At 63.0% G+C, this 19,907-nt stretch carries 25 protein-coding genes; 13 read left to right on the forward strand and 12 right to left on the reverse strand.

The annotated features are described in order from the left end of the window. Nucleotides 1–9 precede the first annotated feature (9 nt). On the reverse strand, nt 10–486 hold the full coding sequence (locus X739_RS160670; RefSeq protein WP_023793116.1) for an Lrp/AsnC family transcriptional regulator: 477 nt from the start codon (nt 484–486) through the stop codon (nt 10–12). 138 nt (nt 487–624) lie between these two features. On the opposite strand from X739_RS160670, the gene phhA reads away from it, so the two are divergent. Then, nucleotides 625–1,461 (forward strand): phenylalanine 4-monooxygenase, encoded by an 837-nt coding sequence (gene phhA / locus X739_RS160665; protein WP_023793117.1) that lies wholly within the window; start codon nt 625–627, stop codon nt 1,459–1,461. 68 nt (nt 1,462–1,529) lie between these two features. On the opposite strand, the gene X739_RS160660 is transcribed toward phhA, so the two are convergent. Next, a complete protein-coding gene (locus X739_RS160660) occupies nt 1,530–1,976 on the reverse strand; it encodes an Lrp/AsnC family transcriptional regulator (protein ID WP_210161497.1) in 447 nt (148 codons plus the stop codon). A 361-nt stretch (nt 1,977–2,337) separates the two neighbouring features. Between X739_RS160660 and X739_RS160655 the strand changes: the two genes are divergently transcribed. From X739_RS160655 to X739_RS160645, 3 genes are all read left to right on the forward strand, one after another. Continuing rightward, nucleotides 2,338–3,165, forward strand: coding sequence for a transporter substrate-binding domain-containing protein (locus X739_RS160655; protein WP_023793118.1), 828 nt, complete (start codon nt 2,338–2,340; stop codon nt 3,163–3,165). 78 nt (nt 3,166–3,243) lie between these two features. Next, nucleotides 3,244–4,548, forward strand: coding sequence for an FAD-binding oxidoreductase (locus tag X739_RS160650; RefSeq protein ID WP_023793119.1), 1,305 nt, complete (start codon nt 3,244–3,246; stop codon nt 4,546–4,548). Further along, nucleotides 4,545–5,519 carry an amino acid ABC transporter permease gene (locus X739_RS160645; RefSeq protein WP_023772292.1) on the forward strand — a complete coding sequence of 325 codons (975 nt, stop codon included), beginning with the start codon at nt 4,545–4,547 and terminating at the stop codon, nt 5,517–5,519. The genes X739_RS160650 and X739_RS160645 overlap by 4 nt, the downstream gene beginning before the upstream one ends. A 147-nt stretch (nt 5,520–5,666) precedes the next feature. On the opposite strand, the gene X739_RS160640 is transcribed toward X739_RS160645, so the two are convergent. Next, the gene (locus tag X739_RS160640) at nt 5,667–6,071 is read right to left on the reverse strand and encodes a VOC family protein (RefSeq protein WP_023793120.1); all 405 of its coding nucleotides are present in this window, start codon (nt 6,069–6,071) and stop codon (nt 5,667–5,669) included. A 103-nt stretch (nt 6,072–6,174) separates the two neighbouring features. Here X739_RS160640 and X739_RS160635 point away from each other — a divergent pair, with 103 nt between their 5' ends. Beyond that, nucleotides 6,175–6,807: a TetR/AcrR family transcriptional regulator gene (locus tag X739_RS160635; RefSeq protein WP_023793121.1), complete on the forward strand. Its 633-nt coding sequence runs from the start codon at nt 6,175–6,177 to the stop codon at nt 6,805–6,807. A gap of 52 nt (nt 6,808–6,859) precedes the next feature. Here X739_RS160635 and X739_RS160630 read toward each other — a convergent pair whose 3' ends face one another. Continuing rightward, entirely contained in the window at nt 6,860–7,357 is a 498-nt protein-coding gene (locus X739_RS160630; protein ID WP_023781809.1) for a MarR family transcriptional regulator, read from the reverse strand. A gap of 94 nt (nt 7,358–7,451) precedes the next feature. Between X739_RS160630 and X739_RS1000000169910 the strand changes: the two genes are divergently transcribed. Further along, the gene (locus X739_RS1000000169910) at nt 7,452–7,619 is read left to right on the forward strand and encodes a hypothetical protein (RefSeq protein ID WP_023772288.1); all 168 of its coding nucleotides are present in this window, start codon (nt 7,452–7,454) and stop codon (nt 7,617–7,619) included. 77 nt (nt 7,620–7,696) lie between these two features. Here X739_RS1000000169910 and X739_RS160625 read toward each other — a convergent pair whose 3' ends face one another. The 3 genes from X739_RS160625 to X739_RS160615 all read right to left on the reverse strand — a co-directional run bounded on the left by X739_RS160625 (nt 7,697) and on the right by X739_RS160615 (nt 10,264). Further along, complete coding sequence (locus tag X739_RS160625) at nt 7,697–9,136, reverse strand: GMC family oxidoreductase (protein WP_023793122.1); 1,440 nt, start codon at nt 9,134–9,136, stop codon at nt 7,697–7,699. Next, on the reverse strand, nt 9,133–9,333 hold the full coding sequence (locus tag X739_RS160620; protein WP_023781811.1) for a hypothetical protein: 201 nt from the start codon (nt 9,331–9,333) through the stop codon (nt 9,133–9,135). Before X739_RS160620 ends, X739_RS160625 begins: the two co-directional genes overlap by 4 nt. Nucleotides 9,334–9,502: 169 nt before the next feature. After that, entirely contained in the window at nt 9,503–10,264 is a 762-nt protein-coding gene (locus X739_RS160615) for a GGDEF domain-containing protein (RefSeq protein WP_023772285.1), read from the reverse strand. 163 nt (nt 10,265–10,427) lie between these two features. Between X739_RS160615 and X739_RS160610 the strand changes: the two genes are divergently transcribed. Further along, the gene (locus X739_RS160610) at nt 10,428–11,132 is read left to right on the forward strand and encodes a pyrimidine 5'-nucleotidase (protein WP_015314425.1); all 705 of its coding nucleotides are present in this window, start codon (nt 10,428–10,430) and stop codon (nt 11,130–11,132) included. Nucleotides 11,133–11,175: 43 nt separating this feature from the next. Here the strand turns inward: X739_RS160610 and X739_RS160605 are convergent, their stop codons facing one another. Further along, nucleotides 11,176–12,024, reverse strand: a complete 849-nt coding sequence (locus X739_RS160605; protein ID WP_023793123.1) for an LOG family protein — start codon at nt 12,022–12,024, stop codon at nt 11,176–11,178. Nucleotides 12,025–12,247: 223 nt separating this feature from the next. Between X739_RS160605 and dapD the strand changes: the two genes are divergently transcribed. The 4 genes from dapD (at nt 12,248) to X739_RS160585 (ending at nt 14,762) form a co-directional block, all read left to right on the forward strand. Continuing rightward, nucleotides 12,248–13,102, forward strand: a complete 855-nt coding sequence (dapD, locus tag X739_RS160600) for a 2,3,4,5-tetrahydropyridine-2,6-dicarboxylate N-succinyltransferase (protein ID WP_023772283.1) — start codon at nt 12,248–12,250, stop codon at nt 13,100–13,102. Nucleotides 13,103–13,173: 71 nt separating this feature from the next. Next, nucleotides 13,174–13,536 carry a DUF805 domain-containing protein gene (locus X739_RS160595; protein WP_023772282.1) on the forward strand — a complete coding sequence of 121 codons (363 nt, stop codon included), beginning with the start codon at nt 13,174–13,176 and terminating at the stop codon, nt 13,534–13,536. After that, nucleotides 13,529–13,912 (forward strand): DUF805 domain-containing protein, encoded by a 384-nt coding sequence (locus X739_RS160590; protein WP_023793124.1) that lies wholly within the window; start codon nt 13,529–13,531, stop codon nt 13,910–13,912. Before X739_RS160595 ends, X739_RS160590 begins: the two co-directional genes overlap by 8 nt. A 73-nt stretch (nt 13,913–13,985) precedes the next feature. Then, nucleotides 13,986–14,762, forward strand: coding sequence for a hypothetical protein (locus X739_RS160585; RefSeq protein WP_023793125.1), 777 nt, complete (start codon nt 13,986–13,988; stop codon nt 14,760–14,762). Here the strand turns inward: X739_RS160585 and X739_RS160580 are convergent. Beyond that, complete coding sequence (locus X739_RS160580) at nt 14,662–15,705, reverse strand: 2-dehydropantoate 2-reductase (RefSeq protein WP_023793126.1); 1,044 nt, start codon at nt 15,703–15,705, stop codon at nt 14,662–14,664. The genes X739_RS160585 and X739_RS160580 overlap by 101 nt on opposite strands. 125 nt (nt 15,706–15,830) lie before the next feature. On the opposite strand from X739_RS160580, the gene dapE reads away from it, so the two are divergent. Both dapE and X739_RS160570 read left to right on the forward strand, forming a co-directional pair. Then, on the forward strand, nt 15,831–17,024 hold the full coding sequence (dapE, locus tag X739_RS160575) for a succinyl-diaminopimelate desuccinylase (protein ID WP_023793127.1): 1,194 nt from the start codon (nt 15,831–15,833) through the stop codon (nt 17,022–17,024). Nucleotides 17,025–17,029: 5 nt separating this feature from the next. Further along, nucleotides 17,030–17,662, forward strand: coding sequence for a hypothetical protein (locus X739_RS160570; protein ID WP_023772277.1), 633 nt, complete (start codon nt 17,030–17,032; stop codon nt 17,660–17,662). A gap of 10 nt (nt 17,663–17,672) precedes the next feature. Here X739_RS160570 and truA read toward each other — a convergent pair whose 3' ends face one another. From truA to fmt, 3 genes are read right to left on the reverse strand one after another with little or no spacing between them, the layout of a single operon-like run. Beyond that, a complete protein-coding gene (gene truA, locus X739_RS160565; RefSeq protein ID WP_023772276.1) occupies nt 17,673–18,425 on the reverse strand; it encodes a tRNA pseudouridine(38-40) synthase TruA in 753 nt (250 codons plus the stop codon). Nucleotides 18,426–18,447: 22 nt separating this feature from the next. After that, nucleotides 18,448–18,954, reverse strand: a complete 507-nt coding sequence (locus tag X739_RS160560) for an N-acetyltransferase (RefSeq protein ID WP_023772275.1) — start codon at nt 18,952–18,954, stop codon at nt 18,448–18,450. After that, nucleotides 18,951–19,904 carry a methionyl-tRNA formyltransferase gene (gene fmt / locus X739_RS160555; RefSeq protein WP_023793128.1) on the reverse strand — a complete coding sequence of 318 codons (954 nt, stop codon included), beginning with the start codon at nt 19,902–19,904 and terminating at the stop codon, nt 18,951–18,953. The genes X739_RS160560 and fmt overlap by 4 nt, the downstream gene beginning before the upstream one ends. Between the last annotated feature and the right edge of the window lie 3 nt (nt 19,905–19,907).

The raw sequence follows: 19,907 nt of genomic DNA on the forward strand, positions 1-19,907 counted from the left end.
GGATGCGCATCACCGCCTGAGATGCGCGAGCGGCACGTGCCCGGGTCCCTTGATGTTCTGCAGCACCAGCTGCGTGTGGACGTCGCGCACGCCGTCGAGCCGCATCAGCCGATGCATGACGAAGGCGTTGAGCTCGTCGACCGAGGGCACCATGACATGCAGCAAAAAGTCGTGGTCGCCGGTCATCGTCCAGCACGACGACACCTCATCCATGCGCTGAACGGCTGCAATGAAGTTCTCAGGCGAGCCGTCGCTGTGACTGACGAGGCGCACCTGGATGAATACCTCGACCATCAGGCCGACGGCGCGGCGGCTGATCACCGCGGCAAAGCCCTTGATGATGCCGGCTTCCTGCAGGGCCTCGAAGCGCCGCGCGCAGGGCGTGGTGGAGAGGCCGACCTCCTGCGCCAGCTCGGAAACGGGTTTACGGCCGTTGCGTTGCAGGACATCCAGCATCTTGATCTCAAAATCGTCGAATTGAGGCAATTTCACTCCTCCTACGCGAACTGCGAGTGAATGTTATCTCGAATATGGCGAGGGAGCCATCATCAAAGCCAATTTGCCTCGACAGATCGGGTTAGCCTTGTGGCAGTCAACCATTGATGCTGTGCGAGGAGAAAACCCATGACGACGATGAGCGTTGCCGAATACGCCCGCGACTGCGCGGCGCAAGGATTGCGCGGCGACTATTCGGTGTGCCGCGCGGATTTCACCGTGGGGCAGGCTTATGACTATTCGACCGAGGAGCAGGCGGTGTGGCGCACGCTGTGCGACCGCCAGACCAAGCTGACGCAAAAGCTCGCCCATCACTCCTATCTCGACGGCGTCGAGAAGCTCGGCCTTCTCGACCGCATCCCCGATTTCGAGGACGTCAGCACCAAGCTGCGTAAGCTGACCGGTTGGGAAATCGTCGCCGTGCCGGGCCTCATTCCTGCGGCACCTTTCTTCGACCACCTCGCCAACCGCCGCTTCCCGGTCACCAACTGGCTGCGGACCACGCAGGAACTCGACTATATCGTCGAGCCGGACATGTTCCATGACTTCTTCGGCCATGTACCGGTCCTGTCGCAACCGGTGTTTGCCAATTTCATGCAGATGTATGGCAAGAAGGCCGGCGACATCATTGCGCTGGGCGGCGACGAGATGATTACCCGGCTCTACTGGTACACGGCCGAATATGGCCTGATTCAGGAGAACGGCCAGCCGCTGAAGGCGTTTGGCGCCGGCCTGATGTCGTCGTTCACCGAGTTGCAGTTCGCCGTCCAGAGCAACGACGCCCACCATGTGCCGTTCGACCTGGAAACGGTGATGCGCACCGGCTACGAGATCGACAAGTTCCAGCGCGCCTATTTCGTGCTGCCGTCCTTCGACGCCTTGCGCGATGCCTTCCAGACGGCGGATTTCGAAGTGATCGTCGCGCGCCGCAAGGGCCAGCCGGCGCTCGACCCTGCGAAGGTGTAGTTTCAGCGGCATGGGCACAACGTCCCGGCTGGCCGAGTTCTCCTTCGCCGCCGGGGCATCGCCATGTCCTACAATGCGTAGATGGTCCGGTTGAACTTCGTCTCCATCACCACGTGGGAAGCGGTTTTGACGACGCCGCTGATTTCATTCAGGGCATTCACCTCCCGGTTCAGCTTCTCGAGCGTCTCGGCGGCAAGGTGGATGATCAGATCCCATTCACCGGTTATGGCATAGACCGCCTGGATGGAGGGCATCGCCTTGATCCTTCTGGAGACGTCTGGATAGCTCTTGTTGTTCAGGGCGGCGAGGGTGAAACAGTGGACGGCGTTCTGGGCCACCGTCTTGGCCAGCCGCACGGTATAGCCTTCGATGATGCCGCCGGCCTCCAGCTTCTGGATCCGCTCCTGCAGCGCTGTCCGCGACACGCCGAGCTGTCGTGCCAGTGACGCGACCGGCTCACGCGCGTTCTTCTGCATCAGCGCGAGCAACTGACGATCCTTCTCGGTCAATTCCACCAACAAAACCTCTCGCTCGATCCGCTTACTAACCACCGCGCGATCCTATCGGCTGAACAGCCCTCGCGACAATCCGCAATACTGGAAGCGGCGAACGGAACAAGGCCAACATATCCGGCACTTTGTCGTCTCAAGGGACGCAATGACTGCGCGATCGCCATTATCCCGCATTTCGCCGGGTGGAACCCTTCTTTTTGCGACCTGACTGTCTGGGGTCACAAACGCCGGTCCCATCAGGGGGAATCAGCTTTGGCTGTGATGGGCAACGTCCGAAACCGATTCGGTTGAACCCGTCGCTGAAGCGCTAAGGTTCGACGTCGGCCACTCAACCTATCAGTTCAACCACAAGGGAGGGATAACTATGAAAAAGCTGCTCAATTTCGCCGTTCTTGCCGCCGCGACATTCGCCATCACGACGGCAGCCATCGCCGGTGAAACCCTGGACCGCGTCACGTCGAAAAAGGCGATGGTCATCGCCACCAACGCGGCCTGGCCGCCACAGAGCTTTCTCAACGACAGCAACGAACTCGCCGGTTTCGACATCGATGTCTCGCGCGAGATCGGCAAGCGGCTTGGTGTCGACGTCTCGTTCGAAACGCCCGACTGGGCGACGTTGACCGGCGGGCGCTGGCAGGGACGCTACGACCTTGGCGTCGGATCGGTCACGCCGACAAAGGCCCGCTCCAAGGTGATCGACTTTGTCGGCATCTATTATTACAGCCCCTACGTCTACGTCCTGCACAAGGACAGCGGCGCGAAGTCGGTCGCCGATCTCAACGGCAAGATCATCGGCGTCGAAACAGCCACCACCTCGGAGGATTTCATCCGCCGCAAGCTCGAAATCGACGCGCCTGGTCTGGCTCCCATCGAATACAAGCTCGAGCCGGGCGAGATCCGCACCTACGCGGATTCCATGCTTCCCTTCGATGACCTGCGGCTTGGCGACGGCGTGCGCCTGAATGCCGTGATCGCGCCGGAACAGACGGCGCAGAACGCCATCAAGAACGGCTATCCCGTGAAGATCCTGGAAGGCGAGTACGCCTTCCGCGAGCCGCTCGTCGTCATCGCCGAGAAGAAGGATCCCAAGTGGACCGCGAAAGTCGGGGGCATCATCACCGAAATGAAGACGGACGGCACGCTCGCCGCGCTGACCACGAAGTGGTACGGCAAGGACTACAGCGCCAAATAAGTCATGCCGCCGGCTGCCCCCTCGGCAGCCGGCGGGCGTCACCCCACCTCATGAATGCCCCTCACCGCAAAGTTGTCGATGGCCTATCCGGACACCTATTACGCCCGCACCCTGACCGACCCGAAGACGCGGCCCCCGCTCGAAGGCGAGGCGCGATGTGACGTGGCCGTCGTCGGCGCCGGATTGGCCGGACTGACGACAGCGCTGCAGCTGGCGCGCGCCGGACTGCACGTCGTCGTGCTGGAAGCCCAGGTCGTCGGTTTCGGCGCTTCGGGACGCAATGGCGGCTTCGTCACACCCGGCTTCGCCACCGGCGGCGACACTATCGCCGCACGTGTCGGCGGAGAGGCAGCGCGCGACCTGCACCGGCTGTCGATCGAAGGCATGGAATTCGTGCGCGACACTATCGAGGCGCTCGGAATATCGGCCGCCCAGCCGCGTGCCGGCCTGCTCAGCGTCTTGCGCTACGACGGCGGCGATGCGCTGAAGGCCTATGCCGACCAGATGGCCCGCGACCACGGTTACGAGCTTCAATATCTGCGCGGCGAAGACGTGCGCGCGGTGCTGAAATCGGCTCGCTACCACCAAGGCCTGCGCGACCCGAACGCCTTTCACATCCATCCGCTCAACTATCTGCGTTGCCTGGCCGACGAGATCGAGCGGCTGGGCGGCAATATCCATGAGAGTTCGGAGGTCGTCCAATGCGACCTGTCGGGACCGCAAAAGATGCTGCGCATGAGGCAGGGCACGCTTCGGGCGCCCCAGATCGTGCTCGCGACCGGCGGCTATACCGGCCCGGTGTTCGGCCAGCTCTACCGCGCCTTTCTGCCCATCGCGACCTATGTGATGGTTTCCGAGGTGGCTCCCCGCCTCATCGCGCAAGCCATCGCCACCACGGATGCCGTCGGCGACAACAGGCGGGCCGGCGACTATTATCGTCTGGTCGAGAGTGGCAATCGCCTTTTGTGGGGCGGGCGCATCACCACGCGTGCCGCTTCCGCCGACGCGCTGGCGCGCGAATTGCGCCGTGAAATGGTCGGCACCTACCCGCAGCTTGCCGGCCTCAAGACCGAATTGGCCTGGTCTGGTCTAATGTCCTATGCCCGGCATCTGATGCCCCAGGTCGGGGAGATGCAATCAGGCGTCTGGTACTGCACCGCTTTCGGTGGCCATGGCCTCAACACCACGGCGATTGCCGGAAAAGTAGTCGCCGAGGGCATTCTGGGCGCTTCGGACCGGTATCGGCAGTTCGCGCCATTCGGACTGAGCTGGGCCGGCGGCGCCGGTGGCCTGGCTGCCGCGCAGCTCACCTACTGGAAATTGCAGACGCAGGACTGGTGGCGGGAACGCCGCGCCACCACCAAGGACAAGGTGACGGCATGATCGGCAGGCTGATGCTCTCCCATCCAGGCCTCGCCCGCCACGCGGCGGCCGCGCTTTTTCCCGCGCTGCTGGCCGCGGCCCTCTACGCCATGGGCATCAAGTCGAGCTGGATCGGCTCGGTGATGCCGCTTGCATCCGACTGGTTGCAGGCCAATCCAGCCTTGTCGCGCGCCCTCTCGGCCGTGTTGATCGCGCTCCTGGTTCTGGTGAATTGCAAGCTGCTGCTGCTGCTGCCCCGACGCCAGCAGATCGCTGGCGTCTGGATCGAGCTGTTCGCGCTGCTGATGCTGTTCTTCTATTCCTTCGACCTCTCCTTTGCCTTCATTGCCAGGAAGGTCGGCTTCCTGATCACCCAGGGCGTCACCACGACGCTTTACATTTCGGCGATCTCGATTCTGATCGCAACGACCATCGCGCTTGTCGGGGCCATCGCCAAACTGACCGGCAACGGCATCGTTTACGGGCTGGCCACCTTCTACACGTCGCTGTTTCGCGGCCTGCCGTTGCTGATGCAGATCTACATCATCTATCTCGGCCTGCCGCAGGTCGGCTATGTGATCGGCGCGGTGCCGGCCGGCATCGTGGCCCTGTCGCTGTGTTATGGCGCCTACATGACCGAGATCTTCCGCGCCGGCATCGAAAGCATCCCGCGCGGCCAAAGCGAAGGCGCCACGGCGCTCGGCCTGAGCCCCGGCCAGACCATGGCGCTGGTCATCCTGCCACAGGCCATGCGCGTCATCATCCCGCCGACCGGCAACCAGTTCATCGCCATGCTGAAGGATTCCTCGCTGGTGTCGGTCGTCGGCGTCTGGGAGATCATGTATCTCGCCCGCACCATGGGCCAGACGGAGTTCCGCCACATCGAGATGCTGATCACCGCGTCGATGATCTACTGGATCCTGTCGATCGCACTGGAATTCGGCCAGGCCTATCTCGAACGGCGCTTCGGCCGATCGGAACGGCAGGCGTGATTGGCCGTCTCCGGGACAATTTCCGGAAAGTGTGGAGCGGTTTTGCATCCGGAATTGCGTAAAGTGAGAGTGCGGTTCAAGTACCTAAAGCGCGTCGCATGAATCCCTGTCAGGGCGACGCGCTTTAGACGCTTTGATCCCGACAGGTTATTGCATGGCGGCGGGGTTCATCCACAGGAATTCCCAGACGTTGCCGTCTGGATCTTCGATGTGGCGGTTGAACATGAAACCGAGATCCTGGGCCGGATTGGGATCAGCGCGGCCGCCTGCCGCCACGCCCTTCTCGATCAATGCATTGACCTCGTCCTTGCTGTCCGTGGTGAGGGCGATCAGCATCTGGCTCTCACGTTTGGGGTCGCCGATCCGCCGCGCTGTGAACTGACCGTAATGCTCGTGCGTCAGCAGCATGACACCGATGGAGTCCGAGAACATGATCGAGCTGGCCTGGTCGTTCGAGAACTGCGGGCTCAGTGTGCCTCCGATCGCGAGATAGAAGTTGGTCGCTGCCTGAAGATCGCGCACCGGCAGATTGAGGAAGATCATTTTGCTCATCGATTCAAGCCCTGCTTTCGTTGACGGGTACTAGCCAGTCTAGTACTATAACGGTGACTATCATGCGGGAACGGTACCGTCTAGTACTGGTCAAGGGAGGCCCATGGAGATCGACGGTGAGACTAGGTCGGCCCGCAAGGATCGTGAAATCATCCAGGCGGCCACGGCGGCGTTCATCGGCAAGGGCTATGATGGCACCAGCATGGAGGAAATCGCCACCAGGGCGGGAGCTTCCAAGCAGACCGTCTACAAGCATTTCAAGGACAAGGAGACACTTTTCGCCGAAGTCGTTCTATCAACCGCTACCCAAGTCAACGACGTCATCGAGTCCGTGACGACACTGCTTTCCGAGGCGAAATTCATGCAGGGTGGCCTGCAGCAGCTTGCTCGGCGTTTGATAACGATGCTGATGGATGAGGAGCTGTTGAAGCTGCGGCGCCTGATCATCGCCAACGCGGATCGAATGCCGCAGCTTGGTCGCAGCTGGTACGACAACGGTTTTGAGCGCATGCTTGCCTCGACGGCGTCCTGCTTTGAAAAGCTCACCAATCGAGGCCTGATGCGAACCAGTGACCCCCATCTGGCAGCCAGCCATCTGTTTGGAATGCTTCTCTGGATTCCCATGAATGAAGCTATGTTCACGGGAAGCAACGGGCGTTCCAAGGCCGAACTTGAACGGCATGCGGATGCCTCGGTGGAGGCGTTTCTTGTCACCTATGGGGTTCAGCCGAAATAGTTCCATTCCCCTGCCGACGTGTGCAGGAAAGCCGCGAACACATGGCACCCGCCTATAGCCCGCGGGCGTCCGGCCCTTCGGCCTTCAGCCGCTCGAGCTGGGCGCGCTGCAGGTCGAGCGCGGCGTTGACGAAGCGCGAGATGGTCGCGAGCTCGGCGTCGCTGAAGGTGGCGATCACTTTTTCGCCCTCCTTGGCGATGGCGCCGTAATAGCGCGCCGACAGCTCCCGCGTCGCCTCGGTCGCTTCGATCACCACCTTGCGCCTGTCCTCGAGACTGCGCGTGCGCGTCAGCAGGCCGCGCGCCTCCAGCCGGTCGATCAGCGCCGTCACCGCGGCCGGCGTCAGCCCGGTCGCGGTGGCGACCGCGCCCGCGGATTGCGGGCCGCCATGGAGCAGTCCGATACAGTGGCGCTCGGCCATGTTGAGGCCGAGTCTTGCCCCGACCGCCTCGTCATAGGCCTGTGTCGCGTCCTGCCATTGCATGACGGCAAGGCCGATCGCGGCCGTGATTTCGTTGCGATTCTTGCTTGACGAATTTACTTCGATCATCTAACTATCAATTTGTCTAACATTTAGACCGTTACAGCAATATGCGGCCGCAGCCTGGACAAGGCAAGGGCCGGCCGCCGGCAAGGAGTGAAAAATGAGCGTGATTCAACAACGTCCCCCTCTCTCGCACGAGGATGAGTTCAAATACGCCAAGCTGGCGATGGAATGGTATGGATGGGGTTCGCCCATCGGCCTCGGGATCCTGCTCGTGGCGCTGGCCGCCGCGGCAGTGCTGGTGCGCATCGCCATCTACGGTTTTTGAGCATGCCGAACTCATCCGGCGCCGTCATCGGCGCCGGGGGAGGCTTCAACGTCGCGGTCAAGTTTTACCCAGGCCACTCAGACGGCGACCACCTTGCTCAGATGTTCGCCCAGCCGGCAGGCCAGCGCGGTGATCGTCGTCGTCGGGTTGGCTTGACCGGATGTGCAGAACACCGCGGAGCCGCCGACATAGAGGTTGTCCATGCCGTGCACCTTGCAGTTGGCGTCGACCACGCTCCTGGTGACATCGGTGCCCATGCGCGCGCCGCCCATGTGATGGTGGCCCGCCGTCTCGTCATTCGTCGGATAATCGCCACCATTGCTGATCCAGTCGGCGATGCGCACGCGGCCGAGATTCTTCTCGATCAGCGTCGTGCCGAACAGCCTGAGCCCTTCGAGAACGGTACGGCGCTCCAGGTCCGACTTCTTCCAGTGCAACTCGATGCGCGGCACGCCGGCGTGGTCGACATCGGTCTTTGACAGCTCAATATGGTTGGACGCCAATGGCGCTTGCTCCCAAGCGACGTAAAGCTGGGCCGCGCAGCGCAGATTCTGGCTGAGCTTGGAGGACATCCACTCGGCCATGTTGGGCGCCGTGCAGGCGAGATCGGCGATCAGGCTCTTGACCCCCGGATAGGGCGTTTCGATCAGCCGGATGCCGAAATTCATGATCCGCAGCCGCTCCATCGCGGCGAGTGTCGGTGAGAAGAAGGCCTCGTTGACGGCATCGACCTCGAACTCGCCATAGTTGGCCAGGATGGCATTGCCGCCCTCGAAGGTCGGATGTTCCATCCAGTAGCGGCCAAGCGCCGCCGCATTGGGCACGACACCGCCGTTGGACCGCTGGTTCGACCACAGAAGCAGCCGCGAATTCTCCAGCCCGCCGGTGCAGGCGATGAAATAGTCCGCGCTGAAGGCGCCGGCATCCTGGCCGTTGGACCATAATCTGGCGCCGGTCACGCGCTTGCCGTCGCCGGCGAGCTCGGTGGCATAGGTGTTGAGCACGACCGCGATGTTCTGGCTCTTATCCAGTTCGTCGGCGTATTTTTCGGCAAAGCCCACCGCCGGGCTCTTGATCAGCTGCACCCAGCGTATGTCGTCCGAGATTGGCACATCCAGCCGGAATTCGGGAAGGTCGAGAATATCGCGCACTTCCGGCAGATAGGGCTCGATGTCGGTAAGGCGGATCGGCCAGCCCGTATCCTGCGCCCAGGCCTTCGGCTCGAAATCCAGCTTGTCGAGTACACGGCACCAGCCGGCCCAATGGTTGGAGCTGCCGCCCATGAACCGCAACCGCGTGATATCGAGATTGAAGTAGAAATCGCCGACCGTGGTGCCGCGGTAGAAATCCTGCGACTCGTCGCTGAATTCCCGCGAGCCGGCTTCCAGCACCACGACCGGGATGCCGGCCGCGCCAAGTTTCCTGGCGATCGTGGTGCCGGCGGGGCCGGAACCAAGGATACAGACCTTTGGCGCGAAATTAGCGGCGCGATACGCCTCGTAGCTGTCGAAGATCATGCCAGGTCACTCCGCTTCAGGATCCAGCCATTGATCTCGACGATCTCATTCGGGTCGGCCCGTGATGGTTCGACCCGCAATGGACCGCCATAGGCCGCGTCGGCCTCGGGCAGCTTGCGGAACAGGGACAGGGCAGGCAGGGCGATCAGCGCCTGCACGATCATGCGGCGTGGCATTTTCTTGAGGAAGAAACTCATGGCAGGTCTCTCGGATAGGGGGCTTCGATGCGCATGACATTCCTTGAACGGCACACGCATCTTCACAGAGGCCAGTATCGTGCCAAGGCCGGCCTCAAGGCAGTGAAGCGGCACAACCGAATGCAAACAGCGTTAGCAATTCCTTAACAGGCCGGTTGTGCCGGTCGGCTCACGCGGCCGCTGAAATGTCCGTATCGAGGATCGTCAGGTTGCGGCCCGCATGTTTGGCCTGGTAGAGGCGCCGGTCGGCGGCGCGCATCAGGTCCGATACGGTGACGTCCTCGCCACAGACGGTGCCGCCGATGCTGACGGTCAAAGGAATGGTTCGCTCATCGACAGGCCGGAAGCGGATCAGCTCGACCTCGCGACGGATCCGTTCGGCAACTCGCTTGGCCTCCTGTTCCGTGGCTCCGGTCAGAAACGCGCCGAACTCCTCGCCGCCGATCCGGCCGAGCACATCGCCGCTGCGCACGCCGCGCTCGATGGCGCTGGCGATCAACAGCAGCGCCTCGTCCCCGGTCAGGTGACCAAAACTGTCATTGATCTTCTTGAAATGATCGGCGTCTATGATCAGCAGCGCGCCACGGTCGGACTTGCGCCGGGAACCGTCAAGTGCGGCAAAGAAGCTTTCCCGGTTGAGCATGCCGGTCATGTCGTCGCGGCTCGCCTTTTCCGCCAGGCGGCGGTGCGCCGCGGCGAGTTGGGCGTGGGCACGGGCCAATTCGCGATGGGCATTTTTCAACCTGTCGCTCTGCCAGAACGTGCCGGCGCATGCCGTCCAGGCAAGGACCAGCGGACAGACTGTCGACGTCAGCCAGATCGTGCGCGTTATCGGGAATCCCATGGCTGGGACGATGATCAATGTCAGCAGGAGCGAAGCAGCGACGGAGGCGAAAGCGACGGCGGCGGATTTGAGAATAATGCTGTTCATCGCGGGCTCCACACAGGACTTGTCTCTGTGCCAGCAAGCCCTGAAGGCGACCTTTCGGGGATGGCTAAAATTTGAATCGTCAGGCCATTTCCGCCACTCTCGACGCGCAGAAGTTGTGGATAAAGTCCCTTTCAGAAGCCCTGTTTCATGCCATAAGGAGCGCATGACCACGCTTCCGGATCCCGCCCGCTTCGCCCATGTCACCGACTGGGTGTTCGACCTCGACAACACGCTCTACCCGCATCATTCGAATCTGTTCTCGCAGATCGACGTCAAGATGACCGCCTATGTCGGGGAATTGCTGGCGCTGCCGCGCGAGGAGGCGCGCAAGCTGCAGAAGGAGCTCTATCGCGAATACGGCACGACGCTGAACGGGCTGATGACGCGCCACGGCATCGATCCCGACGACTTTCTGGAGAAGGTCCATGACATCGACTATTCGTGGCTGGTGCCCGATCCCGTTCTCGGCACCGCCATCCGCCAGCTTCCCGGCCGTAAGTTCATCTTCACCAATGGCGACCGCAGGCATGCCGAACGCACGGCGCGCCAACTTGGCATCCTCGACCATTTCGACGATATTTTCGATATCGTCGCTGCCGGCCTCAATCCCAAGCCGGCGCGCCAGACCTACGAGAAGTTCGCCGAACTGCACGCCGTCACCGGCCACAATGCGGTGATGTTCGAGGACCTCGCCCGCAACCTGGCCGTGCCGAAGTCCCTGGGCATGACCACGGTTCTCGTGGTGCCGCGCAATTTCGAGCCGACCTTCTCGGAAATCTGGGAACGCGACCCGGCGCAGGAAGACGACGTCGACTACGTCACCGACGATCTCGCGGAATTTTTGACGGGAATAGTGAGTAGTGAGTAGTGGGGGAGACATCTTTCGCTCCCCACTACTCACCATCCCCTACTCACTCACTCCCTAGCTTGTAGAACCTGCTGATGATGCCCCAGGCTTCGTCGGCTGTGTCGACGAAATCGATGATGTCCTGGTCGCCGGGGCTGATCGTGCCCTGCTCGGCGAGGAAGTCGAGGTTGATCGCACGTTTCCAGAAGGACTTGCCGAATAGGATCACCGGCACGCGCTCCATGCGTCCGGTCTGGATCAGCGTCAGCGTCTCGAAGAACTCGTCCATGGTGCCGAAGCCGCCGGGAAACACCGCCACGGCCTTGGCGCGCATGACGAAGTGCATCTTGCGGATGGCGAAATAGTGGAAGTTGAAACAGAGCTCCGGCGTCACATAGGGGTTCGGCGCCTGCTCGTGCGGCAGCACGATGTTGAGTCCGATCGACGGCGCGCCGACATCATCGGCGCCGCGGTTTCCCGCTTCCATGACGCCCGGACCGCCACCGGTTACCACCACGTATTCGCGATAATATGACGTGGCCGACTGCTGCGAACACAGGCGGGCGAATTTGCGCGCCTCCTCATAATATTTGCTGTTCTCCTCGAGGTTCTTCTTCTGCGTCTCGTTCTTGGCCGCCCAGGCCTCGCCGCCGGGCTCCGGCAGGCGCGCGCCGCCGAACAGGATCACGGTCGAACGAATGCCGCGCTCGGCGAGGATCATTTCCGGCTTCAGCAGTTCCAGTTGCAGCCTGACGGCGCGCAGCTCGCGCCGGGTCATGAAGTCGGGATCGTTCCAAGCCAGGCGGTAGGTCTCGGCCCGAGTTTGCGGCGTGTCCGGCACGCTTTTCGACCGCTCCAGATCCTCATCCGAATGCGGCAACGGCGTCCATCCCGCCTTTTCCATGGGAGTCATCGAATCCACCCGTCCATTCCTTCACTTGCGTCGTCCCGTGACGCAGTCGCGATTGACCCCCATTGAGCCTTAACATAAGCAGGTTCCGCAAAAGTGTCTGGCGGTTTTGCGACAAGAACCTGCTAGTGCAAAGACTCAGGCAGGCAAAGCCTGCCGGGGGGTCCGCGCGACTTCTAAATAGGTTAAGGCGCACCCCTTAACAGCTTGGTAATGGAGCAAATTCATGTCGAAGCCCGATCTGGCGAGCCTCGAAAGGACCATCGACAGGGCCTTCGAGGAACGCGACGCCATTTCGACCGCGACCCGCGGCGAGGTGCGCGACGCCATCCAGTCGGCACTCGACCTGCTCGACCGCGGCACCGCCCGCGTCGCCGAGCGGCAGGCCGACGGCAAGTGGCATGTCAATCAGTGGCTGAAGAAGGCGGTGCTGCTCTCTTTCCGGCTCAATCCGATGGAGATCATCAAGGGCGGCCCCGGCGAGGCCGTGTGGTGGGACAAGGTGGCGTCCAAGTTCGACGGCTGGGGCGCCGTCGATTTCGAGAAGGCGGGCTTCCGCGCCGTGCCGTCGTCGATCGTGCGCCGTTCGGCCTATGTTGCGCCGGGCGCGGTTTTGATGCCGTCCTTCGTCAATGTCGGCGCCTATGTCGATAGCGGCACCATGGTCGACACCTGGGCCTCGGTCGGCTCCTGCGCCCAGATCGGCAAGAACGTCCACCTTTCGGGCGGCGTCGGCATCGGCGGCGTGCTGGAGCCGATGCAGGCCGGCCCCACCATCATCGAGGACAATTGCTTCATCGGGGCGCGGTCCGAAGTGGTCGAGGGCTGCATCGTGCGCGAAGGCTCGGTGCTCGGCATGGGCGTCTTCATCGGCCAGTCGACCAAGATCGTCGACCGCGCCACCGGCGAGATCTTCTATGGCGAGGTGCCGCCGAATTCCGTGGTCGTCGCCGGCTCGCTGCCGGGCAAGGCATTTCCAAACAACGAGCCGGGCCCAGGTCTCTACTGCGCCGTCATCGTCAAGCGAGTCGACGCCAAGACCCGGTCCAAAACGTCTATCAACGAATTGCTGCGCGATTGATCTTTCCGCCGGGCAGGCGCACCTTCCGCCGGCGCGACAATCGGTCGCGCTGGTTCAACTGGAGGGGTGACATGGACTGGAAATATCTGCTCACAAGCTTTGATGGCCGCATCAACCGGGGTAAGTTCTGGGCTGGCATCGGCGTATTCATCGTTATCGGCGTTATTGCTTTCATTCTCGATGCGATCCTCGGCACGCGTTTCACCACGGCCAGCGGTGCCCAGATCGGCATCATAGGCATCCTCTTCGCGCTGGCATCGATCTATTTCGCGATTGCCCTCTATGCCAAACGCTGGCACGACCGCAACAAGTCGGGCTGGTGGACGCTGATCGGCCTCGTACCCGTCATCGGCGGCATCTGGCTGCTGGTCGAACTCGGCATTCTCGAAGGCACCAGGGGTGCCAATCAATATGGATCGGACCCGCTTGCCTGAAAGATCGGATCTCAACTGGCTTTTCTTCAAGACCTCGGGCCGCGTCAGCCGCGCGGCCTATTTTCTCGGCGGGTTGCTCGTCGCCATCATCCAGGCATTCCCGCTATACCGCTTCACGCTGGTGCCGGAGGGTTCGGCCGAGAGCAACATGTGGTCGTTCATCTTCTTCATCGCCTTCATCGCCTCGCTGTGGTCGAACATTGCGCTGGCGGTGAAGCGGCTGCACGACCTCGACAGGCCGGGCATTGCCGCGCTGATCCTGTTCGTGCCGGTCGTCTCGATCGTCGCCTTCCTTGTGTTGTGCCTGTTTCCAGGGCAGCCTGGACCCAACCGCTATGGCCAGCGCACCAACGAGCCGGCAGAATCAAAGAAATAGAGCATGACGTCGTCGGAAAGCCGCTCCAAACTTTTCGGCATCATGCTCTAGGGGGCCGATCGGATATCTCGCCATGCGCTACCGCACGCTTGATCCGAAACTGATCATCGAAACCGCCGAGCGGCTGGAAGGGCGTGTGGCCGACCGTTTCCCGGAGGCCGGGTTGCGCGGCGTCGCCGCCGAACTTGTCTCGCTGTCTCGCGATCTGGCCAAGGCCGCGAAGACCCTGGAAGCGCCGATCTGGTGGCTGCGTGGCATCATCGTCGCCGCCGTCATCGGGGGCGCGCTGATCTTCCTGTTCGTTGGCACCATCCTGCCGCTCATTCACATCTCGCAAGCCGACGACGCGGTGCAGTCGGTGCAAGGCATCGAAGCCACGATCAACATGATCATCCTCGCCGTGCTCGGCTTCCTCGCCCTGATCCGCACCGAGGAGCGCATCAAGCGCAAGCAGGTGTTTCGCCAGTTGCATGGCCTCAGATCACTGATCCACGTCATCGACATGCACCAGTTGACCAAGGATCCGGCGGCGCTGTCGGCCAGCTTCAAGCCGACGGCGCATTCGCCGGCCCGTCTCACCAATGCCGCGGATCTTGCGCGCTATCTCGACTATTGCTCCGAAATGCTGTCGATCACCGGCAAGATCGCGGCGCTGTTCGCCCAATCCGTCAATGACGCTGTCGTCATAGCCGGCGTCAACGACATCGAGAACCTGGCGTCCAACCTGTCGCGCAAGATCTGGCAGAAGATCACGTTGATCGACGGCCGGCCGGCGGCGCCACAACCTTCTCCGGCACCAGGTCCGGCGAGCCAAGCCGCTCGGCTTCCGCCGCGCGCACCAGCGCCTTGATAAGCTGGACCGTCGGCGCCGGCGTACCGGCTTTTTCAGCGAGCCGCAAAACGGCGCCCTGCAAGTCGTCGATTTCTGTCGACCGGCCACGCTGCAGATCGTCCCACATCGACGAGCGCGCCTCGGGATCGATCGCCAGCATGCGCCGAGCCAGGAGCTTGAACAGCCAGTCGGGCAACCTGAGCACCTTCGGCAGCAGCGTCGGGCGCAGGCCGGCGATCCGGGCCGGCTCGATGCCGGAGGCCGTCATCGCCAGCAAGGCCTCGTCGATCTGGCTGGCCAGGATCAGCCGCCAGCGCCGGTCAGCAAGTTCGGTTGCCAGCGGCAGGCCTGACAGCGCCACCAGCGCATTGTTCAGGTTCATCAGAAGCTTGCCCCACAGCACGGCCTTCATATCACCATGCGTTTCGACAGCCAGGCCTTCAGCGTCGAGAAGGTGCGCAAGGCGGGCATCGCCGTCTTCAACCTTCACCTTGCCGTCGCTGGCGCGGTGGACGCGCAGCGGCAGCTCTCCATCGGCTGATTGCACGACATTGAACGGCACCATGCCAGCCAGCACCGTTCGCGGGCCAAGTGCCGCGCGGAGCCTGTCGGCGTTGTCGACGCCGTTCTGAAGGCTCACCACCACGGCATCGGGACGGGCATGGGCCTTGATGAGTGCCGCCATTTCCAACGTCGCGCCACTCTTGACGGTGACCAGGATCACATCGGCCCCTGGCAAGGCCGCGGCCGGATCGGTGGTGACGGCAAGCTCTGCCGGCTTGATCAGGCGATCGCGACCCTCGAGGTCGCTGACGCGCAATCCGCCCTGCCACAGCGATGCCTCGATGCGCGGCCTGGCAAACAAGACAACCTGCCGCCCGGCGAGCGCCAGGCAGCCGCCGACATAACAGCCAATGCTGCCGGCGCCGGCAATGACGATCCTCTTTTCGCCGTTTGCCATCTCTTACTCCGCGTCAGCCAGAACTATACGACATGAAAACCATAATGTCGGCGGTATCGTCGGCCATTGGCTTGGCCCTATGTCTGGCCGTGACAGGCCATTCGCTTTCGACTATCGCTTTTGCCATGACGCTGCCTACTGACCCCGCCGCAAACCTTGCCTCTCTCATCCGCTGTGCCTCGGTGACACCTGCCGAAGGCGGCGCACTGAGCGCGCTGGAGGCGATGCTGAAGCCGCTCGGCTTCCTGGTCGATCGGCCGGTGTTCTCCGAAGACGGCACGCCCGACATCGAGAACCTCTATGCACGGCGCTCCGGCAATGGCCCGCATCTGATGTTCGCGGGTCATACCGACGTGGTGCCGGTCGGCGACGAAGCCGCCTGGACGCATCCGCCTTTCGCCGCCGACATCGCCAATGGCGAAATGTATGGCCGTGGCGCGGTCGACATGAAGGGCGGCATTGCTTGCTTCATTGCCGCGGTGGCGCGCAACGTCGAGGCGAATGGTGGCCCGAAGGGCTCGGTCTCGCTGCTGATTACCGGCGACGAGGAAGGGCCGGCCATCAACGGCACGGTCAAGCTGCTCGAATGGGCCGCGTCCAAAGGCGAGAAATGGGACGCCTCGATCGTCGGCGAGCCGACCAATCCGGACACGCTCGGCGACATGGTCAAGATCGGCCGGCGCGGCTCGATGTCGGGTAGCATCGCCGTCAATGGCCGCCAGGGCCATGCCGCTTATCCGCAGCTTGCCGACAATCCGGTGCGGGGCCTGATGAGCCTGGTGGACGCCTTGCTGCATCCCGCCTTCGACAAGGGAACCAAGGATTTCCAGCCGACCAACCTCGAGGTGACCTCCATCGATGTCGGCAACCCGGCCACCAATGTCATTCCCGCCAAGGCAACCGCCACCTTCAACATCCGCTTCAACGACAGCTGGACGGCCGAGACGGTCCAGGCGGAAATCCACAACCGCCTCGATCAGGCGGCTGGGCGCAAGAAATACCGGCCGGGCAAGAAGACCCCAGTCGACTATGAGCTGGTCTGGCGCGACCGGCCGAGCCATGTCTTCCTGACCCGCGACGACAGGCTAGTCGAGACGTTGAGCGGCTCGGTCAAGGCGGTGGTCGGCAAAAAGCCGGCGCTATCCACCTCCGGCGGCACATCGGATGCGCGCTTTATCAAGGACTATTGCCCGGTGGTCGAATTCGGCCTGGTCGGCAAGACCATGCACATGGTGGACGAGCGCGTGGCCATCGCCGATCTGGAAACGCTGACGCGGATCTACCAGCGCTTCATCGACGACTGGTTCGGACAGGGCTGATCAGCATGCTTTCGGCGGACGAAACCCAAGCTTCGCTGACCGGCGCCTGGCGGCTGATGCTCGGCAAGGCCGACGGCCTGCGCCTGCTCGACCTGACGGCCGACGGCTTCTGGAATTCGTTCTTCGCCATCATCGTCGCGGCACCGGCGCTGATCGTCGGCTGGGTCGGCATCGCCAACGAGATCGGCGATCCCGATGCCTTCGCCGGCCGCTTCAGCATGCTGGTGCGACTGGCGACGGTCGATATCGGCTCCTGGGTGCTGCCGCTGGTGGCGCTCGCCTTGGTGGCGCGGCGCGCCGGCATCGGCGGGCGCTTCGTCCACTATGTCGTCGCCAGCAACTGGGCCTCGGCGATCACCGCCTGGCTGATGCTGCCTTCGGCGCTGATCAGGCTCTTCCTGTCCTCGACAAGCCAAGTCTCGAGCCTTGTGTCGCTGCTATTATTTTCCCTGTCGATGGTGCTGACCTGGCGCATGACCAACGCGACGATCGGCAGGGGCGCTGCCTTCGGCACCGCCGTTTTCGTCGGCATGTTCGTCGCTTCGCTGCTGGTGCTGTTCGGACTGCAGATGCTGCTTGGCATCTCCGTGCCCGACGATGTCGGGGCCCAGAGCCTTTCCGGGCTTTATCCTGGATAGAACCAGGGTTCTACCCCGGATAATCGACGCCGATGAGAAAAAGCCCGTCGGGCGGCGCTACCTGGCCGCAGGCTGCGCGGTCTCGCGCTTCCAACGCCGCCTTGAGGTCGCCCGATGTCCAGCCGCCGTCGCCGACCCGCTTCAGCGAGCCGACCATCGAGCGCACCTGGTTGTGCAGAAAGGATCGTGCCGATGCCCTCACCTCGATGAGATCATCGCCCGTTCGGCTCACGTCGAGCCGCTCCAATGTTCTGATCGGGCTGGTGGCCTGGCACTGCGTCGAGCGGAAGGTGGTGAAGTCGTGTCGGCCGAGCAGGAGCTTCGCCGCCTCGTGCATGGCGGCGGCATCGAGCCGCTTCGGCACCCACCATACCTTACCCTTCTCCAGCGCCGAGGGCGCCCGCCGATTGAGGATGCGGTAGAGATAGTGCCGACCGATGGCGGAGAAACGGGCATCGAAATCATCCGGGACGATCGTGGCCTTCAGGATGACGATGCGCGCACCGGCCGCCTGCAGGTGTGCATTGACGGCATCGCGCACCTTGTCGTCGGGCCACGCCTTGGCAAGGTCGACATGCGCCACCTGCGCGCTCGCATGCACGCCGGCATCGGTGCGGCCGGCGGCGCGCAGCCGGACCGCCTCGCCGCAGAAATTCTCGATCGCCTGCTCGATCGCCTGCTGCACCGAAGGCTGGTCGGCCTGATGCTGCCAGCCGGCAAACAGGCTGCCGTCATATTCGATATCGAGGCGAAAACGCGGCATTCCGGGACGGCGACGCTCTCGCCTAGGCGGCGAGAGCGGTGAAGGCGGAAGCGTAGACCAGCCTGCCGGCTTCAGGAGCGTCGCCCCAGGCCAGCGCCTGCAGCGCCTCGCCTTGGTATTCGCTCTCGAACTTCCCGGCACGGGCATGGCTGTAGCCGAAACGGCCGTAATAGGCCGGGTCGCCCAGCACGACGGCCAGCGTCTCGCCAGCCTCCTTGAGCCGGATATGGGCCTCCCGGATCAACGCGCCGCCGATGCCGGAGCCGTGAAAGGACGGCTCCACCGCCAGCGGGGCAAGCGCCACGGCGGCAAAGCTCTTGCCGCCGTGGCGCACGAACAGCCGCGAAAACAGGATGTGGCCAACGACCTGGCCGTCTTCTTCCGCCACCAGTTCGACGACGGCGTCACCGCCGGTCACCAACGCGTCGACCAGGCCGGCCTCCGTCTGCTGGCCGAAAGCGTGTTCCTCGACGAGGCGAATGGCCTCGCGGTCCCGCGGCGTCGCCGCGCGTATCGACATCATGCTCATGAGAATTTCAGTCCTTTTTCGATCTTGGCTCCGCGCAGGAATTCCGACGCGGCGGCGGGCTTTCCGCCCGCACGTTGAACTTCGACCAGCCTGACCGCGCCTTTTCCGCAGGCGACCGTCAGCCGGTCATCGAGAATTCCTCCCGACTCGCCCAAATCTTCCGAAGGCGACACGCCTTCGGATAGCGTCGAGCGAAGCAGTTTCAGCCGTTCCATGCGGCCGCCAATTTCAATCTCGGACCAGGCGCCGGGAAAGGGCGACAGGCCACGAATATGGTTGTGAACCTCGGCCGCGGGCCGTGTCCACTCCACGCGCGTCTCGGACTTATCGATTTTCCTGGCGTAAGTCACCCCTTCGGCCGCCTGCGCGGTAAATGCCAAGGTGTTCTGTTCCAGCCGCGCCAACGCTTCCACCATCAGGGCAGCGCCGACACTCATCAACCGATCATGCAGATCGCCGCCTGTCATATCGGGGCCGATGGCGCATTTTTCAACCAATCCGACCGGACCGGTATCCAGCCCCGCCTCCATGCGCATCACCATCATGCCGGTCTGCGTGTCTCCAGCCATGATGGCGCGCTGGATGGGCGCGGCGCCACGCCAGCGCGGCAAAAGCGATGCGTGGCCGTTGACGCAGCCAAGCCGGGGCGCCTCCAGAACTGCCTTGGGCAACAGCAATCCATAAGCGACGACCACGGCGATATCGGCGCCCAGGTCGGCAAAAGCGGCCTGCTCGGCCTCGCTCTTCAACGAGGTCGGTGTGCGCGCCTCGATGCCAAGCCGCCCGGCCTCGCGCTGCACCGGCGACGGCGTCAGTTCCAGCCCGCGCCGGCCGGCGGCGCGCGGCGGCTGCGTGTAGACGGCTGAAATCTCGTGGCCGGCCTCGGCGATGGCGCGCAGCGTCGGCACCGAAAACTCCGGCGTGCCCATGAAGATGACGCGAAGGGGCATTGC

The organism is Mesorhizobium sp. LNHC209A00, assembly GCF_000502915.1.
GTDB lineage: Bacteria > Pseudomonadota > Alphaproteobacteria > Rhizobiales > Rhizobiaceae > Mesorhizobium.